This window comes from Aquaticitalea lipolytica (genome assembly GCF_014641635.1).
Taxonomy (GTDB): domain Bacteria; phylum Bacteroidota; class Bacteroidia; order Flavobacteriales; family Flavobacteriaceae; genus Aquaticitalea; species Aquaticitalea lipolytica.
Map to the genome: position 1 here is coordinate 825,588 of NZ_BMIC01000001.1, position 19,158 is coordinate 844,745.

A 19,158-nucleotide genomic window follows, 5' to 3' on the forward strand; every position below is an offset into this window, starting at 1 on the left:
ATGCAGAGAGATTATAAAAGTTTTAGATTAGATTGGCTAACCATAATTCTGTTTTTTTTATTAGTAGGATTTGGATGGGTTAATATAACTTCAGCCTCTCATGTTGGTGATATTATTGAGTATTTTGACATGAACCAACCTTACGGGAAACAATCCTTTTTTATAGTTCTTACATTAGTACTTATCGTTATAGTATTATCTATAGAAGCCAAATTTTATGAACGTTTTGCTAGTATAATATACATTTTCTCAATTATTTCGCTGATTGGTTTATTCTTGTTTGGAAAAAACGTTAATGGAGCAACATCATGGTATGCCATTGGAGGTATGACATTACAACCTAGTGAATTTGCAAAATTTGCAACTTCGTTAGCAGTCGCAAAATACATTAGTGATATGCAAACTAACATAACAACACTAAAAGACCAACTTAAAACAATGGCTATAATTGTTTTACCAGCCATTCTTATTCTGTTGCAAAACGATGCTGGTAGTACAATTGTTTATGCTGGTTTCTTTTTTGTTTTTTATAGAGAAGGCCTTCAGCAAATCTATTTAATTATTGGCACAGCAATTATATTTTTATCTGTTCTTGCACTTAAATTTGGAATTTTATATACATCAATAATATCGGCTGTTTTTATACTAGCTCTATATTTTTACAGACGTAAAAAGAAATCTTCAATTATTCAGTCTATAGTTATACTATTACTATGTATTGGTTTTTCCTTCGGAATTAAATATTTCTATACAGATATTTTAAAAGACCATCAAAAAGATAGAATCAGTTTATGGTTACGCTTAGAAAAAGATCCAGCAAAATTAGAGTTAATGAAAAAGAAAGAAGCATACAATCTGCTTCAATCTGAAGAAGCAATTAAATCTGGAGGCTTTACTGGTAAAGGTTATTTAGAAGGCACACGTACAACAGGGAAATTTGTCCCAGAACAACATACCGATTATATTTTTAGTACAGTTGGTGAAGAATGGGGTTTTCTTGGTAGTGCTCTTGTTGTTATTTTATTTGTAGCACTATTAATACGTATTCTACATCTTGCAGAGCTTCAAAAATCACAATTTAGTAGGGTTTATGGCTACTGTGTTGCTTCAATTTTATTTGTGCATTTTATGATTAATGTTGGTATGGTAATGGGATTAATACCAACAGTTGGTATACCTCTACCCTTTTTTAGTTATGGTGGCTCTAGTTTATGGGGCTTTACTATTTTACTCTTTATATTTGTTAAATTAGATTCAAACAGAATTAACGAGTGGTAATAAAAATAAAAAGGGACTAAATATTAGTCCCTTTTACAATATTACAAAGTCTAATTTTTTATTTTAAACTCGCTAAACTAGACTTCAAAGTTTCAATTTTAGCTAAAGCATCTGCTTCTTTATTACGCTCATTTTGTAATACTTGCTCTGGAGCATTATTTACAAAACGCTCATTAGACAACTTGCTTTGAACCGATTTTAAAAACCCTTCTGTATAAGTTAATTCAGCATTTATCTTTTTGATTTCTTCATCAATATTAACTGCTCCAGAAATAGGAATAAAATACTCGTTAGATTGTACTCTAAAACTTAAAGCGCCATCAACAGAATCTGTTACAGATTCCATTTTAGATATATTTCCAAGTTTAGCAATTACTGAATTAAACTGATTTGATAAATTTTCATTATTTATAACAGATAACTCTATACTATCTTTAAAAGATATGTTTTTATCTTTTCTAATAGTTCTTATACCAGACACTACTTCCTTAACAACTTCAAAGTCTGAAATCAATTTCTCATTAAAAGTTTCAAGCTTTGGATACTGTGCAACTATTAAAGCTTCTTCTGGTTTACGCTCAGCTATATACTGCCAAATCTCTTCAGTAAGAAAAGGCATAAATGGATGTAAAATCCTAAGGTTGTTTTCAAATATCTCAATAATTGTGCTGTGTGTTTTAGCATCGATTGGTTGTTGGTAGTCTGGCTTAATCATTTCTAAAAGCCAAGAACAGAAATCATCCCAAACCAATTTGTACATCGTCATTAAAGCATCTGATAATCTATATTTGCTATAATGGTCTTCAATTTCTGCAAGTGCATTTTGAAACTTATTTTCGTACCACTGTAAAGCAATCTTAGATGATTCTGGTTGCTCAATATCTGCAACTTCCCAACCGTTTATTAGTCTGAAGGCATTCCATATTTTATTAGCAAATCCTTTTCCTTGTTGGCATAAATCTTCATCAAACATTAAATCATTACCAGCTGCACTACTTAGTAGTAATCCAACACGTACTCCATCAGCTCCATAATCGTCAATTAATTTTAATGCATCTGGAGAATTACCTAATGATTTAGACATTTTACGTCGTTGTTTATCTCGAACTAATCCTGTTAAATACACATTTTCAAAAGGTTTTTCTCCTTTATACTCGTAACCAGCTATAATCATACGAGCTACCCAAAAGAAAAGAATGTCTGGTCCTGTAACTAAATCGTTTGTAGGATAGTAATATTTAATCTCTTCGTTTTCTGGATTTCTTATACCATCAAAAACACTCATTGGCCATAACCAAGAAGAAAACCATGTGTCTAAAGCATCTTTATCTTGAGTTAAATCTTCTGCTTTAAAGCTATCATTTCCAGATTTTTCTTGAGCAAGTTTTAAAGCATCTTCTTTGGTTTCAGCAACAACAAAATCGTCTTTACCATCACCATAATAATATGCAGGAATTTGTTGTCCCCAAAGTAATTGCCTAGAGATATTCCAATCTCTTATATTTTCCATCCAATGACGATAGGTGTTATTAAATCGTTTAGGATATAGCTTTATGTCCTCATCATCTAAAACAGCTTTAATAGCTGGTTTTACAAGTTCTTGCATGCTCAAAAACCATTGGTCAGATAGTCTTGGTTCAATCACTGCTTTTGTACGCTCACTTGTACCAACTTTATGAGTAATGTCTTCCGTTTTTACAAGAATTCCTAACTCATCTAGTTCTTTAGCAACATCTTTTCTCGCTACTACTCTATCCTTTCCTTGATGATGTAACCCAAAACTATTCATAGTTCCATCTTCATTCAATACATCAATAACTTCTAGATTATGCCTGTCACCAATTTCTTTATCATTTACATCATGAGCAGGTGTTACTTTTAAACATCCTGTACCAAACTCAATATCTACATAATCGTCTTCAATTATTGGAATAACACGATTGCAAATAGGTACTATAACCTTTTTACCCTTTAATGAAGTAAAACGTTCATCATTTGGATTAATACAAACAGCTGTGTCACCTAAAATAGTTTCAGGACGAGTAGTTGCTATGGTTACAAAACCATCTTCACCATCAATTTTATATTTAACATAGTACAATTTGTCAGTACGCTCAACATGAATCACCTCTTCATCTGACAATGTTGTTTTAGCTTCAGGATCCCAATTTACCATTCGATAACCTCGATAAATTAAGCCCTTATTAAACAAATCAACAAAAACCTTTATTACGGCTTCATTCATATCATCATCCATTGTGAATTTGGTTCTATCCCAATCACAAGAGCAGCCTAGTTTTTTTAATTGTTCAAGAATTACGCCTCCATATTCATGTGTCCAATCCCAAGCATGTGCTAAAAATTCGTCTCTGGTTAGATCATTCTTATCTATTCCTTGCTCCTTTAGTTTGGCAACAACTTTTGCTTCAGTAGCAATAGATGCATGGTCTGTACCAGGAACCCAGCATGCATTTTTTCCTTGCAAGCGAGCACGACGTATTAATACATCTTGAATTGTATTATTAAGCATGTGTCCCATATGTAATACTCCAGTGACATTTGGTGGAGGAATAACAATAGTATATGGCTCTCTTTCGTCTGGTACAGAATGAAAATAATTATTTTTCATCCAATACGCATACCATTTGCTTTCTACATCTGAAGCTGAATATTTTGTTGGTATTTGCATGCTTTGGTATTGTTTTTGTATAATGACTTGCAAAAGTACTTATATTTCTTTTTTTGTGAAATTATAAAAACAATTAATGTGTTTAAAATTTGTGAATTGAAAGCCGTTTAACGTAATATGTCTAAATAATTTTGCAAAATCACAAAAAGTAAGTAGTTTTGATAGTTAGTTTTAAACTAGAAAGTAATAATAAAAAATATAAAGTGATGAAAAATTTAATTACAATTTTATTTGTAGGAATGATGAGTCTTGGAGTATTTGCTCAAGAAAAAGTGGCAAAAATTGAATTTAAGACCGACACTATTGATTATGGAACAGTTGAAAAAGGATCTGATGGCGTTAGAGTATTTGTTTTTACAAACACAGGTAATGCTCCTTTAATTATTTCTGATGTTAAGTCAACTTGTGGCTGTACAGTTCCAAAAAAACCAGAAGGACCAATTATGCCAGGACAAACAGGTGAAATATCTGTAAAATATGATACAAACAGAGTAAATCCTATTAGAAAAACTATTACAGTAACTTCTAATGCTGATACACCAACTGTAGCCCTAAAAATCAAAGGAGAAGTAGTAGACTCTTCTAAAACTAGTGTGCTAGAGAAAAAAGGTAAAAGTGTTATGGAGCAATAAAAGCTATATAAAAAATATTAATAAAGCCCTTTTTATAACTTATAAAAAGGGCTTTATCTTTTTAAAATAAATTTACAAGCACAAAACGAAATGTTAGAATAACACCATTTCTATCTACTTTCATTTTAATGTGCTTTCCATCATCAGCTCTAAATATTCCATTTATTTCTTGAAGGCTTAAATCATGAGCTTCTTTATTATTAATTGATACAACTATATCTCCAAGATGTAAACCAGCTTTTTCAGCTGGTGAATCTTTTCTAAGTTCAACTATTTTAAAAGCAGGTTTAACGGCATAATTGTATGATGTTTGTACAATAATCCTATTAGAAGTATCTGAGCTTTTATCTCCTTTAAAAAACACATTATCTTTACTTTCTTTAACAACTCTTATTCCATCTTGTTCTAAAACAATTCCGCTTTTGTTATAGTGAAATGGAGACTTAAAATTACCATTCTTTTTGAATGTTACCTTTCCATTAGGGTAGTCCATAATAATATTAAAACGTTTTAATAGCTCTCCAGAAATACTACCACTTCGCTCTTTAAATTTTCGAGCAATACTTATAGATATAGAATCAGGGAAAGCAACATTAACCTCTTCAAGTTTAAAACTATTAAGAGAAAATGAAGTTACTTTAGATCGTTTCCCATAAACACTACCACTAAGTCCTTTTCCTAAATAATCTTCAAAATATTTATCTCCAACAGGAGCCATTCCAATATTTTCGTCTTCAAAAAGCCATAAAGCATCACTACCTCCAGAATCAATTAATAATTTAACAGGAATTATATTCGAATTTATTTCTACCGAAGCGTCTATATAAGGTTTGTTTTGATTTAATGTAAGATTAAGTGTTTCACATTTTTTGCAATCTTTATAAACATATGTTTTAGGATTGTGTAGCTTAATAAACTTTTTTGAATAATTTATTTCAACAATAAAATCTTTAAAAACATCATAACCAATAATACCATGAATTGGAACACCAAGTCGAGGTGTAAAATTTATAGCATTATCAAAAACTACAAATACATCCTGATTTACATTAATTGCATTTCCAATTCTGAATAAATTATGTTTAGACTTTAATGCTTCAATAGAACCTTCTCCTCCTAAACCTCTAAGATAAATAATCTCAACATGGTTTATTTGTAAAGAATCTGCATGATTGGCTATATTAAACAAAATAGGCTTGCTCACTCCAGAGTCTAATAAAAAAGACAACTCAACTCCATTAACTTCAACAGGCAAAACAATTAAATTATCAATTAATTTAAATTTAATCTTATCAGATGTTGATCTGGGAATATTAAAACTACTTTGTGAGAAACAAAAAATGGATATCAGTAATAATAGTAAAAAAAGCGTATTTTGTTTTATCATACTGAATGATTATTGTAATGTCTAACAACAATTTACAAATCTTTATCTGAACTATTTTTTTTATGTCAATATTTTAAAAAAACTTTAAGATAAATTTCAGAACTTTGCCACCTAAACATTAGATAATGCCAAAAATTTCACAAAAAGGGCAATTAATGCCAGAGTCGCCTATTAGAAAACTAGTTCCTTATGCTGAATTAGCATATAAAAAAGGAAAAACAGTATATCATTTAAATATTGGACAACCAGATATAAAAACACCACAAGTAGCTTTAGATGCTGTTAAAGTGCACTCATTAGACATTTTAGCCTATACAAGGTCTGAAGGCTCTGAAGAATACAGAAAAAAAATTGCAGAGTATTATAAAAAAAATAATATTTATGTGTCTCATGAAGATATAATTGTAACAACTGGTGGAAGTGAGGCTTTGCTTTTTGCCTTTGGAAGTATTATGGATTCTGATGATGAAATTATTATCCCAGAACCATTTTATGCAAATTACAATGGATTTTCAACAGCTTCAAATATTAAAGTAGTTCCAGTAATTTCTAAAATTGAAGATAATTTTGCTTTACCAGCTATTGAAGAATTTGAAAAGCTAATTACTCCAAAAACAAAAGCAATACTTATTTGTAATCCTGGTAATCCAACAGGTTATTTATATTCTAAGGATGAAATTAAAAAATTAGCTCAAATTGTAAAAAAACATGACTTGTTTTTAATTGCAGACGAAGTGTATAGAGAGTTTGTTTACGATGGCAATGAGTTTTATTCTATCATGCAAGAAGAAGGTTTAGAAGATTATGCAATAATGATAGACTCTGTTTCTAAACGATACAGTATGTGTGGAGCTCGTATTGGTTATTTAGTTTCAAAAAACAAAAACGTAATTAAAACAGCATTAAAATTTGCACAAGCAAGATTGAGCCCTCCTACTCTAGCTCAAATAGCAAGTGAGGCTGCATTGCAAACTCCTCAAAGCTATTTTGATGAAGTTATTGATGAATATGTAAAAAGAAGAAACATTCTAATTAACGAATTAGAAAAAATTGAAGGTGTAAAAGTAGCTAAACCAAATGGGGCTTTTTATTGTATTGCAGAGTTACCAATTAAAAACGCAGATAAATTTGCACAGTGGTTATTAGAGACTTTCGATTATAATAACGAAACAGTAATGGTAGCACCTGCTGCTGGTTTTTACTCAACTCCTGGAGTTGGACTAAATCAGATACGAATCGCTTATGTACTTAATGAAACAAGTTTAATTAAAGCTGTTAAAATTCTTGGAGAGGCATTAAAAGTTTATAAAGATTAATGCAAATACAAAAAAACATATCACTAAAACCTTATAATACGTTTGGTATTGATGCCATTGCTAAACATTATATTTCGGTTAAATCAATTGAAGAATTACAAAGTGTTTTAAAATCAGATTCATTCCCAAATAAGTTTATTCTTGGTGGAGGCAGTAATATGTTACTTACTAAAGATATTGAAGATTTAGTGGTTCATGTAAATCTTAAGGGAATTGAAGTAGTTTCTGAAAATGATAATCATATTTTTGTTAAAGCTAATGCTGGTGAGAATTGGCACGAGTTTGTGCTTTGGTGCTTAAATCACAATTTAGGCGGAATAGAAAACTTATCATTAATTCCTGGTAATGTAGGCACAGCACCAATTCAAAATATTGGCGCTTATGGCGTAGAGCTTAAAGATGTATTTGAATCTTGTGAGGTGATTGATATAAAAACTTCAGAAATCAGAACTTTCAATAACAAGGAATGTAAATTTGGCTATAGAGAATCTGTTTTTAAACAAGAAGTAAAAGACCAATATATTGTTATTAATGTAACTTTTAAGCTAACAAAGAATAATCATGTGCTTCGTACTGATTATGGCGCTATAACATCTCAATTAAATGAAATGAAGATTACAGAGCCAACAATTCAAGATGTTTCAAACGCTGTTATAGCCATAAGACAAAATAAACTTCCAGACCCAAAAAAGATTGGAAACAGTGGTAGTTTTTTTAAAAACCCTGTAATATCAACTAAACACTTTGAAACATTAAAATTAAATTTTCCTGATATTCCTAGTTATCCTATATCAGAAACAGAAGTAAAAGTTCCAGCAGGTTGGCTAATTGAAAAGGCTGGTTTTAAAGGAAAAACATTAGGAAATTATGGCGTGCATAAAAACCAAGCTCTTGTGCTTGTAAACTATGGAGACGCAAATGGAAAAGATATTTTAGATTTGGCAAGATTAATTCAAAAAACAATTAATCGCCTTTTTGAAATTACAATAGAAACCGAAGTTAATATTATATAAAAAAAGAGCTTCAGTAATTCTGAAACTCTTAATTTATAATAGAATGTGTTTTGAAAAAGCTATTAATCAATTCTTTTGAGGGAATAACATTCTATGCTGTAAAAACAATATTATTTTAAAAATACTGTTACGTTATATTTTACTAATTTTACTTCTTAAATATATATACGCTTAAAAAGCCTATTTGGATTTTTTACAATAAAAAAAATTGAGCACTTCTTTAGAACAACATATTGTACAATTACTCGAAAAAAGTGATACCGCTGCCATAAATTTACTTTATGAAAATTATGCAGACAGCCTTTATGGTGTTATTTTAAAGATTACAAAAAATGAAGAATTAGCTCAAGATGCTTTACAAGAAAGCTTTGTTAAAATATGGAAGAATGCTAAAAAATACGATTCTAAAAAGGCAAAATTATTCACTTGGCTATATAGAATTGCAAGAAATACAGCTATAGATAAACTACGAAGCCACAACAATAGATTTGAAAAAGAAGTCCAAATCGATAAATCAAACGTATATATACTACCAACATCAAGTTTAAATCAAGATGTTATTGATATTAAAGAACATGTTGGGAGACTAGACGAGAAGTATCAAATTGTACTAAATGCCTTGTTTTTTGAAGGTATGACACAACAAGAAGCAAGTGATGAATTAGATATTCCATTAGGTACTATAAAGTCTAGATTAAAAATAGGATTAAGAGAATTAAAAAAACTCTATACTCCATAAAAAAGTGGAAATAATGGAAAAAAAACTACATTCTTTTTTACAATCTGGCCTAATAGATAAATATATATTAGGTACAACTACTCCTAATGAAACATTAGAAGTTGAACACTATATCTCAACGTATCCTGAGGTAAAAGCTGAATATAACAGACTACAAGATAATTTAGAAATTATTGCAAAAGCTAATGCTGTTGAGGCACCAAAGTTTGTTTTAGATGCAATTCTTAATGATATTAATGACAAACCAGTAATTGCATTAAATACACGAAAACAACACACACCTTGGTACAGCATAGCTGCTAGTTTTGCAGCAATTATGTTTGCTGTCACAGCATTCTTATTGTATCAAAAAAATAGCGACTTAATAAGAGAAAATAACGTAGTTGTTGATGAACTTTTTGATTTACGAAGCGATATTGAAAATAACAACAACAAGCTAGACAATGTAATGCGTCAGTTAATGAAATTAAACAATCCAGAAACTGAAAAATATGTGTTACGTGGTAATGATAGAGCTAAAGATTTAAAAACTGTAGCCTATATTAATTCGGTTGATAAAACATCAATGATAGATGTTGTTTCATTACCAAAATTACCAAAAGAGCAACAATACCAAATTTGGGCTGAGTTGCAAGATAGAATGGTAAATCTTGGAATTCTTGATGCTAATGACAGACGTTTAAAATCTATTCCTTACATGGAAAACGCACTTGGCTTAAGTATTACAATTGAACCAAAAAATAAAGTAAGTGAGAGAGCAACAGCAGAAAATGAAGTTGCAGAAATTACACTAAAAAACAAATATTAGTATCTTTTTAATATTAAAAAAAGCCACCAAATTATGGTGGTTTTTTTATGCAAATAAATTAGCGTTTAAGACTTAAAAAGATGTTCGTTTATATTTATGAAAAGCACTATCTTTGCATAAATATTTTTATAATGAAACTTTTTTTAATTACTCTTATTCTTTTAGGACTTGCAATAGCAGGAATTGCAATAAAAATTTGGGCAAAAAAGGATGGAAAATTTGCTGGAACTTGTGCAAGTCAAAATCCGATGTTGAATAAAAGTGGTGAATCTTGTGGTTTTTGTGGCAAGACTCCAGATCAATTTGAAAATTGTAATGAACCTCAACACTCATAGGTATTAATGCTAATTTTTAATATTCTATTCTACTTATTTATTGTAGTTATACTTATTCAGATTATTTATTACGGTGTATTTTTTGTTGCTTTCAAAAAACAAAACACTCTTCATAAAACCTCAAAAAAACACCCAGTTTCAGTAATTATATGTGCTAAAAACGAAGCAAAAAACCTAAAACATTTTTTGCCTTCAATTTTAGAACAAGATTATCCAAACTTTGAAGTCGTTTTAATTAATGACTGTTCTTCAGATAAAACTTTAAAAGTAATGGAGAGCTTCAAAGAATTACACAATAATATTAAAATTGTTAATGTAAAAAGTATTGAAGCGTTTTGGGGAAACAAAAAATATGCGCTTACTCTTGGAATAAAAGCATCAACACATAATCATTTACTATTTACTGATGCAGATTGCAAACCTGTATCAAAACACTGGATTAGTGAGATGAGCAGTCATTTTTCTGATAAAAAATCGATAGTAATTGGATATAGTCCATATAAAAAAGAGAAGAAATCATTCTTAAATAAACTTATACGATTTGAAACCTTATTAACAGCAACCCAATATGTCTCTTATGCAAAAATGGGAAGTCCTTACATGGCAGTAGGTCGTAATTTAGCATACACAAAAGACACCTTTTTTGAAGCTCGAGGTTTTATGGATCATATGAATATAAAATCTGGTGATGATGATTTGTTTATAAATCAAATTGCTGATGCTTCAAATACAATAATTTGTATAAACCAAAATAGCTTTACAGAATCAATCCCTAAAAAGAATTTTAAAGACTGGATACTTCAAAAAAGAAGACATATTAGCACAGCAAAGCATTACAAATCAAAACATAAATTACTATTAGCTACATTTTATGCGTCACAGATACTTTTTTATGTTTTAGCTATTCTATTAATAAGCACACTTACATATTGGAAAATTGTACTTATACTAATAGCTTTAAGATACATTGTTCTCTTTACAAGTTTTATAGTTACATCAAAAAAACTTAAAGAAAACGACCTAATACCCTATTTACCTTTGTTAGAATTGTTTTTAATTACCTCGCAATTCTCTATATTTATGAAAAATATATCTTCAAAGCCCAATCATTGGAAATAAAACAAGCTATTGAGAAAGCCAAATTAAACGACCAAATGGCGTTTAATTATTTATTGGACACCTTTTGGAATGATGTTTATGGGTTTCAGTTAAAACGTACAGAAAACGAAAATGATGCAGAAGACATAACCATACAAACCTTCTCTAAGGCGTTTGATAAAATTCATACTTATAATGAAAATTATGAATTTAAAACTTGGTTAATAACCATTTCAAAGAATATTCATATTGATTTGGTTAGAAAGCAAAAATCATCAATAGCAAATACTACAAGTAAACCTCATGATAATGATTTTTACGATATTATTGATGAATCTCCTTCGCCTGAAGATGACTTAATCACAGAGCAAAACTTAGCAAAATTACTTCGAGACATAAAGAAGTTAAAACCTCATTATCAAGAAATTATTAATTTAAGATACTTCCAAGAGTTAAGCTACAAAGAAATTTCAGATCAACTAAACGAGCCCATAAACAATGTGAAAGTAAAGTTGCTTCGTGCTAAAAAACTATTGGCAGAAATTATTAAGAAGAAGTAAGTATGAATCAAACACAAAGTCAGTTTTATCAAGAATCTGGAATAGCCAACCCACTAAATATTTCGCTATCAGTAACATGCAGCCTCATTGCAATATGCATTTTGAGTTTTCTTTACAGTATAATTACTCACTACCTACCTCTTGTTTACTTTAATTTTTTAATTGCTATAGGATTTGGCATTTCAATCTCCTTTGTTAGTCGTTTTTTCAATAGTATATTCAAAATAAGAAACAGGAAAAAAAGCATTATCATCACTTTAGTTTTAGCTTTTATAGCTGTGTGTTTTCAATGGATATGGTATTTATATATTATTAATTCTGTTGAATTTAGTTTTATAGATGGAATTACTTTTTTTATTAATATGATATTCAGACCAGATTTAGTAATTGAAAATATAATTATCATAAATAAATTTGGTGTTTGGGAAATGTTTGGAACTACATTTAAAGGCATTGTTTTATGGTTAGTTTGGTTGGTTGAAGCTGCTATAATCATGTTTTTGTCATATAATAATTATTTACATTTTCAAACAATTCCATTTTCAGAAAAAGACAACAAATGGTTTAAAAAAGATTATATTGATTTTGATTTCGAACATATTGCATTCAAAAAAGAGTTCATAGAAAAATTTCAAATTAATCCTTCAGAAGCAATTAGTGAATTAAAAAAAGGTGATGGTTTAAGACATTCAAAAATTTCAGTTTACAAATCTGATACTGAACAAAAAAGTATAGTTACAATTGATAATATAAGAGTAACCGAAAGAGGAAAAGGAAAAAAAGATATCACTACTGTACTTGAACCTATATATGTTGACAATCAACATTTAATAAAAATTAGAAACAGTTTTAAATTTAAAAAAGCATCGATTTTTGAGTTTTAACCTTAAAAATATTGGCCCAGGGTTATTATTTGCTGGTGCTGCTATTGGTGTTTCTCATTTGGTACAATCAACACGTGCAGGAGCAGATTTTGGTTTTGGCCTAGTTTGGGCTTTACTACTTGTAAACATTTTTAAATATCCTTTTTTTCAATTTGGTCCGCGTTATGCTTTAGCAACTGGCGAGAGCCTTTTAGATGGTTACAAAAAATTAGGAAAAGGCGTTTTAATTACCTATTTCATTTTAAGCATTGCTACAATGTTTACCATCCAACTTGCAGTAACTATAGTAACTGCAGGTTTGGCTTCATCTATTTTTGGAGATTTTATTTCTTTAGAATTTTGGACAGTAATAATTTTAGGTATCAGTTTTTCTATTCTTGTTTTTGGGAAATATAGTTTTCTTGACAAACTAATGAAAGTAATTGTGCTAACCCTTACAATTAGTACTGTTGTAGCTGTAATTATCGCATTGTCAAATAACCAAACATCTTTTTCATTTGCACAAATACTTCCAAAAAACAGTGTAGAAATAGCATTTTTAATTGCTTTTATGGGATGGATGCCAGCTCCTTTAGATATTTCAATTTGGCATTCTCTTTGGGCAATTGAAAAACACAAAGACACAAATACTTATGATGTAAAATCATCACTTTTCGATTTTAATGTAGGCTATTTATTTACAATAATTTTAGGATTAGGTTTTATCTCTTTAGGTGCTTTGGTAATGTTTCATACCGAAGATGTTTTTAGTGGCTCAGCTAGTGAGTTCTCAAACCAACTTATTAATATGTATACTAAAAATTTAGGCAGTTGGTCTTATGTAATAATTGGCATTGCTGCTTTTACAACAATGTTTAGCACTACACTAACAACATTAGATGCTTCACCTCGAGCAATGGAAAAAACTACCCAATTGCTATTTGGTAACATTCTAAAAAGAGGATATTTATTGTGGCTACTCATACTAGCTTTAGGAACTATTTTTATTTTCTTCTTTTTAAACTCAGAAATGGGATTATTAATTAAAATAGCAACTATACTATCATTTCTTACTGCACCATTTTACGCTATTATAAATTACAGATTAATTAGTAGCAAGCACACTCCTAAAGAGTGGCAACCTTCAATAAAAATGCACATTTTAAGCATTTTAGGCATCCTATTTTTAATCGCTTTTAGCATTTGGTATCTATCTACATTATAACATTTTATTACAATTTAACTTTGTATCTTTGCATGAGTTAATTGCATTTTAAATGAATACAGAAACGTCTTCAAATATATTACCAGAACGTCAAGCAAAACCTAAATGGCTACGTGTTAAACTTCCAACAGGAAAGAAATATACTGAGTTAAGAGGATTAGTTGATAAATACAAGCTTAATACAATTTGCACATCTGGAAGTTGCCCAAATATGGGTGAATGTTGGGGAGAAGGTACTGCAACATTTATGATTTTAGGAAATGTGTGTACACGTTCTTGTGGGTTTTGTGGTGTAAAAACAGGACGTCCTGAAACTGTAGATTGGGATGAGCCTGAAAAAGTTGCCCGTTCAATAAAAATCATGAATATTAAACATGCTGTATTAACAAGTGTAGATAGAGATGATTTAAAAGATATGGGAAGTATTATGTGGTCAGAAACTGTTAAAGCAGTTAGACGAATGAATCCTGAAACTACATTAGAGACTTTAATTCCAGATTTTCAAGGTATAGAACAGCATATTGACAGAATTATTGATGTTGCTCCAGAGGTCGTTTCGCATAATATAGAAACTGTTAGACGTTTAACTCGAGAAGTACGTATTCAAGCTAAATATGATAGAAGTCTAGGAGTTTTAAAATATTTAAAATCTCAAGGACAACGTCGCACAAAATCTGGTATTATGTTAGGGCTTGGTGAAACAAGAGAAGAGGTTATTGAAACACTTCACGACTTAAAAGCTAATGATGTTGATGTTGTAACTATTGGTCAGTACTTGCAGCCAAGTAAAAAACACTTACCAGTAAAACAATTTATCTTACCACAACAATTTGATGAATATAAACAGATTGGTTTAGACTTAGGTTTCCGTCATGTAGAAAGTAGTGCATTGGTTAGATCTTCATACAAAGCACAAAAACACATTAACTAATGATTAATGTTGCAATAAATGGTTTTGGTCGAATAGGACGACGTGTGTTTAGATTAATACAAGAGCGTAGTGATATGCAAATTGTTGCTATTAATGATTTAGCAGATGCAAAAACATTAAGCCATTTGTTAAAGTATGACAGCATTCATGGTGTGTTTAATAAACCTATTTCATCAGAAAGCGGTTTTATTATTGTTGATGGTAGAAAGATTAGTCTATTAAATCATAAACACCCTGAAGATATTGATTGGACACCTTTTAAGGTTGATTTTGTTATTGAATCATCAGGAAAATTTAAAACCAAAAGTGAATTACAATATCATATTAATAATGGAGCAAAACGTGTAATTTTATCTGTACCTCCAACTGAAGATGATATAAAAACTGTAGTAATTGGCATAAATGAATCTGTTTTAAATGGTACAGAAACCATTATTTCTAACGCATCATGCACGACAAATAATGCAGCGCCAATGATTGATGTTATAAATCGTTTATGCAAAATTAAGCAAGCATATATTACTACTATACACTCATACACTACAGATCAAAGCTTACATGATCAACCTCATAAAGATTTACGTCGTGCTAGAGCAGCAGGACAATCTATAGTTCCTACTACAACTGGAGCAGCAAAAGCTTTAACAAAAATTTTTCCTGAATTGTCTGATGTTATTGGTGGTTGCGGAATACGCGTTCCTGTTGCAAACGGATCACTAACAGATATTACTTTTAATGTTGTAGAAACTGTATCAATTGAGGATATAAATTCGGCATTTAAAAAAGCTTCAGAAACATATCTGAAAAACATTTTAGAATATACTGAAGACCCAATTGTATCTATTGATATTGTTGGAAATCCACACTCTTGTGTTTTTGATTCTCAAATGACTTCAGTTATAGGAAACATGATAAAAATTGTAGGTTGGTACGATAACGAAACTGGCTACTCTTGCAGAATTATTGATTTAATTTGCAATTTATCGGACAAATCGTAACTTTTATCGAATAAATAATTATATTTGTTCAATTAAAGTGGCCAAATATGTCCCCAATCAAGTATTACATAGTTACTATTTTAATATGCTTTTCAACAATTTTATCTGCACAAAATAGTGCAAATGAAGACGTTGAACTATTAAAAATGCGTGTTGATAATTATGTCACTCAATCAGGTTTTGAGAGTGATCGTGGCGATTATTATAATGCAATTGACAACCTTCAAAAAGCATTAGAATTAGCTAAAAAAGTTAACGACAAAAAAAGTACAGGTAATATTTATACTAAAATAGCCAAACTTCAATATTTAGTAGAGGAACCTGAAAATGCTTTAGTATCACTTACCAAAGCAGCAGAATTACAAAGAGAAATTAATGATTATGCTGACCTTGCTGTTACCTACAACATTAGAGGAATATTACATAGTAGTAAAAAAGAATACAAAACTGCTCTTGAATATTTTAACTCAGCAAAAACAAAATTTGAAGAAGAAGGATTAGAAGCATATATTTCTGAAGTAACCTTAAATGAAGCAAAAGTTTATATAGAACTTGAAGATTACAAAAACGCAAAATCACTCTTAGAAAAAACTATTGTTCTTTCAAAAAAACATAATCAAACAAAAATATTAAGTAGCGCGCTTATTAATAGCGGTAAAGTATTACAGCATATTGATAAAAACAATCCTTCATCACTTTCTATGACTGAAGAAGGTTTGCAAATTGCAAAATCTAACAACATAATAGAAAACATTAATGATGGCTATTTAACATTAAGCGATGTATACCAAGGTGTAGAAAACTATAAACTTGCTAATGAATTTTTAAAAAAACATATTAGACTTTCAGACTCGCTTTTAGATATAAAGCGTGAAAACTTATCTCCAGAACGAAGAGCTCAATTTATAAATGAGTATAAAGATGCGAAAACTAAAGATATGGAGGTGAAACTAGAAGAGGCTGATGCTGAAAATAGCTTAACAAGAATTACAACCATTTTAAGTATTGCATTAATTACAATCCTATCATTACTTACACTTTCTCTTTATAAGAATAATAATATTAGACTAAAAACAAACAACATGCTTCATAAAAAAAATGATGAGTTGATTGTTGCTAAAGAAAAAGCTGAACTAGCTTCAAAAACAAAAGCTAACTTTTTATCTACTGTAACTCACGAGCTAAGAACTCCTTTGTATGCAGTAACCGGGTTAACAAATATGCTACTTGACGAAGACCCAAAACCAGATCAAATAACTCACTTAAAGTCTTTAAAATTTTCAGGTGATTATTTACTAACTTTCATTAATGACATACTACAAATAAATAAAATTGAAGCAAACAAAGTTGAATTAGATCCAGAGATTTTTAACTTAAAAAAGAAAGTAGAAAATGTTGTTTCAGCACTTAATAATTCGGCTTTAGACAATAATGTAATAATGCATTATGAATTTGAAAAAGGATTGCCTGAAACTTACATTGCTGATCAATTAAAAATATCTCAAATATTAATCAATCTAATTGGTAACGCAATTAAGTTCACTAAAGATGGTGATATTTGGGTAAGGGTTTATAAAATAAGCCAAAAAGACAATGATTATACACTCCGATTTGAAATTGAAGATAACGGAATTGGTATTACAAAAGAAAAGCAAGAACATATGTTTGAAAGTTTCTCACAAGGTTCAATTCAAATTAACAGAAAATATGGAGGAACTGGTCTTGGTCTCTCTATTGTAAAAGGACTTATTGAAATTCTAAAAGGTAAAATATACCTTAAAAGCGAGCTTGGAAAAGGGTCAACATTTATTTTTGAAATCCCTCTAACATATTCTGAAGAAACTATAAAAGTTGAAAAACCTAATCATTTTAATAACATTAACGAATTGGACTTAAGTACTATTAAAATTTTGGTTGTTGAAGACAACAAAATCAATCAAATGATAACCAAAAAGATTTTAAACAAAATGAGTCTCTCTTGTGATATTGTTGACAACGGAGAAGACGCTGTAGAACGTGTAAAACAAAATCGTTATGATGTTGTTTTAATGGATATTCATATGCCAGGAATTAGTGGCCTAGAAGCTACTAAAATTATTAGAACCTTCGATAAAGAGCTTACAATTTTTGCTTTAACTGCTGTGACTTTAGAAGACAAAATGCATGAGTTTGATGAGGCTGGTTTTAATGATATTATTTCAAAACCGTTTAAACAAGATGATTTTGAGAAGAAGCTATACAATGCTCTAATTAATAATAAAAAATCAGCAACTTCTATTTAACAAAATCAGTAATTATTTTATTAAATAAAGTACTATTATCAATATCTGTTTTTATTGGTAAATAGAACAAATTATCGTCCTTTTTAAAATGCGAATTAAGTCGCATAAAATCTTTCTCTGTAGTAATTATCAATTCTTTTTCACGCAAAAGCTTTACATCGCTTTCTGTAAACTCATAATGATCATCAAAATTAAGGTGCTCAAAATTTAAATCTTTAGCTTTTAAAAAATCTACTAAAGGTTTTGGGTTTGCAATTCCAGTTACCAATGTAAATGATTTAGACTTTAAAAAATTAAAATCTTTGTCATCAGTAGCACTCTTCAAAACTTCAGAATATTTTATTGTACTAAAAAACACCTTTTGGTGCGCTTTTGGTTTTAATGCAGCAATTATTGATTGCTTTTCGTTATTATCAATACCATCAGGGCATTTAGTAACAACAATAACATCTGCCCTATTTGCTCCATTTTTTGGCTCACGTAAATTTCCTGTTGGAAGCAACATATCGTTAACATACAAGTCGCTATAAGGTGTTAGTAAAACATAAAATCCAGCTTTTACTTTTCGATGCTGAAAAGCATCATCCAACAATATTAAATCAGGTCTTGACTCTAAATTTAATAAACTATCAATACCTCTTTGCCTATCAGCATCAACACTAACTATTATATCATTAAATTTTTTATAAAATTGAAATGGTTCATCTCCAATGGATAAAGCAGAAGCAGATTCATCAGCCACAATAAACCCTTTTGTGTGTCTCTTATAACCTCTACTTAAAGTTGCAACCTTGTTGTCTTTTTTAAGTAAATTGATTAAATATTCAATCATTGGTGTTTTACCTGTTCCACCAACACTTAAATTACCAACACAAATTATGGGTAAATCATACGCTTTAGAGTTTTTTATTCCTAAATCGTATAAAATATTTCTTATCCAAGTTACCAAATAATAAATAGGAACAACAGGAAATAATATGTATCTCAATATTTTCATCACAACG

The 19,158-nt window shown here is 29.8% G+C and carries 17 protein-coding genes; 14 read left to right on the forward strand and 3 right to left on the reverse strand.

Annotated features, from left to right (window positions below; translation table 11 throughout):
- Positions 1-1,278 carry a rod shape-determining protein RodA gene (rodA, locus tag IEW41_RS03845; protein ID WP_188605011.1) on the forward strand — a complete coding sequence of 426 codons (1,278 nt, stop codon included), beginning with the start codon at positions 1-3 and terminating at the stop codon, positions 1,276-1,278.
- 58 nt (positions 1,279-1,336) lie between these two features.
- On the opposite strand, the gene IEW41_RS03850 is transcribed toward rodA, so the two are convergent.
- Positions 1,337-3,967, reverse strand: a complete 2,631-nt coding sequence (locus IEW41_RS03850) for a valine--tRNA ligase (RefSeq protein WP_188605012.1) — start codon at positions 3,965-3,967, stop codon at positions 1,337-1,339.
- A 206-nt stretch (positions 3,968-4,173) separates the two neighbouring features.
- Between IEW41_RS03850 and IEW41_RS03855 the strand changes: the two genes are divergently transcribed.
- Positions 4,174-4,599, forward strand: a complete 426-nt coding sequence (locus tag IEW41_RS03855) for a DUF1573 domain-containing protein (RefSeq protein WP_188605013.1) — start codon at positions 4,174-4,176, stop codon at positions 4,597-4,599.
- Between the two features lie 61 nt (positions 4,600-4,660).
- Here IEW41_RS03855 and IEW41_RS03860 read toward each other — a convergent pair whose 3' ends face one another.
- Positions 4,661-5,854 (reverse strand): aspartyl protease family protein, encoded by a 1,194-nt coding sequence (locus tag IEW41_RS03860; RefSeq protein ID WP_229660158.1) that lies wholly within the window; start codon positions 5,852-5,854, stop codon positions 4,661-4,663.
- A gap of 257 nt (positions 5,855-6,111) precedes the next feature.
- Between IEW41_RS03860 and IEW41_RS03865 the strand changes: the two genes are divergently transcribed.
- The 12 genes from IEW41_RS03865 to IEW41_RS03920 all read left to right on the forward strand — a co-directional run bounded on the left by IEW41_RS03865 (position 6,112) and on the right by IEW41_RS03920 (position 18,154).
- Positions 6,112-7,302 carry a pyridoxal phosphate-dependent aminotransferase gene (locus tag IEW41_RS03865; RefSeq protein ID WP_188605015.1) on the forward strand — a complete coding sequence of 397 codons (1,191 nt, stop codon included), beginning with the start codon at positions 6,112-6,114 and terminating at the stop codon, positions 7,300-7,302.
- The gene (murB, locus tag IEW41_RS03870; protein WP_188605016.1) at positions 7,302-8,315 is read left to right on the forward strand and encodes a UDP-N-acetylmuramate dehydrogenase; all 1,014 of its coding nucleotides are present in this window, start codon (positions 7,302-7,304) and stop codon (positions 8,313-8,315) included. Before IEW41_RS03865 ends, murB begins: the two co-directional genes overlap by 1 nt.
- A 208-nt stretch (positions 8,316-8,523) precedes the next feature.
- Complete coding sequence (locus tag IEW41_RS03875; RefSeq protein WP_188605017.1) at positions 8,524-9,054, forward strand: RNA polymerase sigma factor; 531 nt, start codon at positions 8,524-8,526, stop codon at positions 9,052-9,054.
- Positions 9,055-9,067: 13 nt separating this feature from the next.
- A complete protein-coding gene (locus tag IEW41_RS03880; RefSeq protein WP_188605018.1) occupies positions 9,068-9,862 on the forward strand; it encodes an anti-sigma factor in 795 nt (264 codons plus the stop codon).
- A 131-nt stretch (positions 9,863-9,993) separates the two neighbouring features.
- On the forward strand, positions 9,994-10,197 hold the full coding sequence (locus IEW41_RS03885) for a membrane or secreted protein (protein WP_188605019.1): 204 nt from the start codon (positions 9,994-9,996) through the stop codon (positions 10,195-10,197).
- A gap of 6 nt (positions 10,198-10,203) precedes the next feature.
- Positions 10,204-11,316 (forward strand): glycosyltransferase, encoded by a 1,113-nt coding sequence (locus IEW41_RS03890; protein WP_188605020.1) that lies wholly within the window; start codon positions 10,204-10,206, stop codon positions 11,314-11,316.
- Complete coding sequence (locus IEW41_RS03895) at positions 11,307-11,855, forward strand: RNA polymerase sigma factor (RefSeq protein WP_188605021.1); 549 nt, start codon at positions 11,307-11,309, stop codon at positions 11,853-11,855. The genes IEW41_RS03890 and IEW41_RS03895 overlap by 10 nt, the downstream gene beginning before the upstream one ends.
- Positions 11,856-11,857: 2 nt before the next feature.
- Complete coding sequence (locus IEW41_RS03900; RefSeq protein ID WP_188605022.1) at positions 11,858-12,739, forward strand: hypothetical protein; 882 nt, start codon at positions 11,858-11,860, stop codon at positions 12,737-12,739.
- A complete protein-coding gene (locus tag IEW41_RS03905) occupies positions 12,729-13,943 on the forward strand; it encodes an Nramp family divalent metal transporter (RefSeq protein ID WP_188605023.1) in 1,215 nt (404 codons plus the stop codon). The genes IEW41_RS03900 and IEW41_RS03905 overlap by 11 nt, the downstream gene beginning before the upstream one ends.
- Before the next feature lie 52 nt (positions 13,944-13,995).
- A complete protein-coding gene (gene lipA / locus IEW41_RS03910; RefSeq protein WP_188605024.1) occupies positions 13,996-14,874 on the forward strand; it encodes a lipoyl synthase in 879 nt (292 codons plus the stop codon).
- On the forward strand, positions 14,874-15,872 hold the full coding sequence (gap, locus tag IEW41_RS03915) for a type I glyceraldehyde-3-phosphate dehydrogenase (protein WP_188605025.1): 999 nt from the start codon (positions 14,874-14,876) through the stop codon (positions 15,870-15,872). The genes lipA and gap overlap by 1 nt, the downstream gene beginning before the upstream one ends.
- A gap of 47 nt (positions 15,873-15,919) precedes the next feature.
- Complete coding sequence (locus IEW41_RS03920; RefSeq protein WP_188605026.1) at positions 15,920-18,154, forward strand: ATP-binding protein; 2,235 nt, start codon at positions 15,920-15,922, stop codon at positions 18,152-18,154.
- On the opposite strand, the gene lpxK is transcribed toward IEW41_RS03920, so the two are convergent.
- The gene (lpxK, locus tag IEW41_RS03925) at positions 18,147-19,151 is read right to left on the reverse strand and encodes a tetraacyldisaccharide 4'-kinase (protein WP_188605027.1); all 1,005 of its coding nucleotides are present in this window, start codon (positions 19,149-19,151) and stop codon (positions 18,147-18,149) included. The genes IEW41_RS03920 and lpxK overlap by 8 nt on opposite strands.
- Between the last annotated feature and the right edge of the window lie 7 nt (positions 19,152-19,158).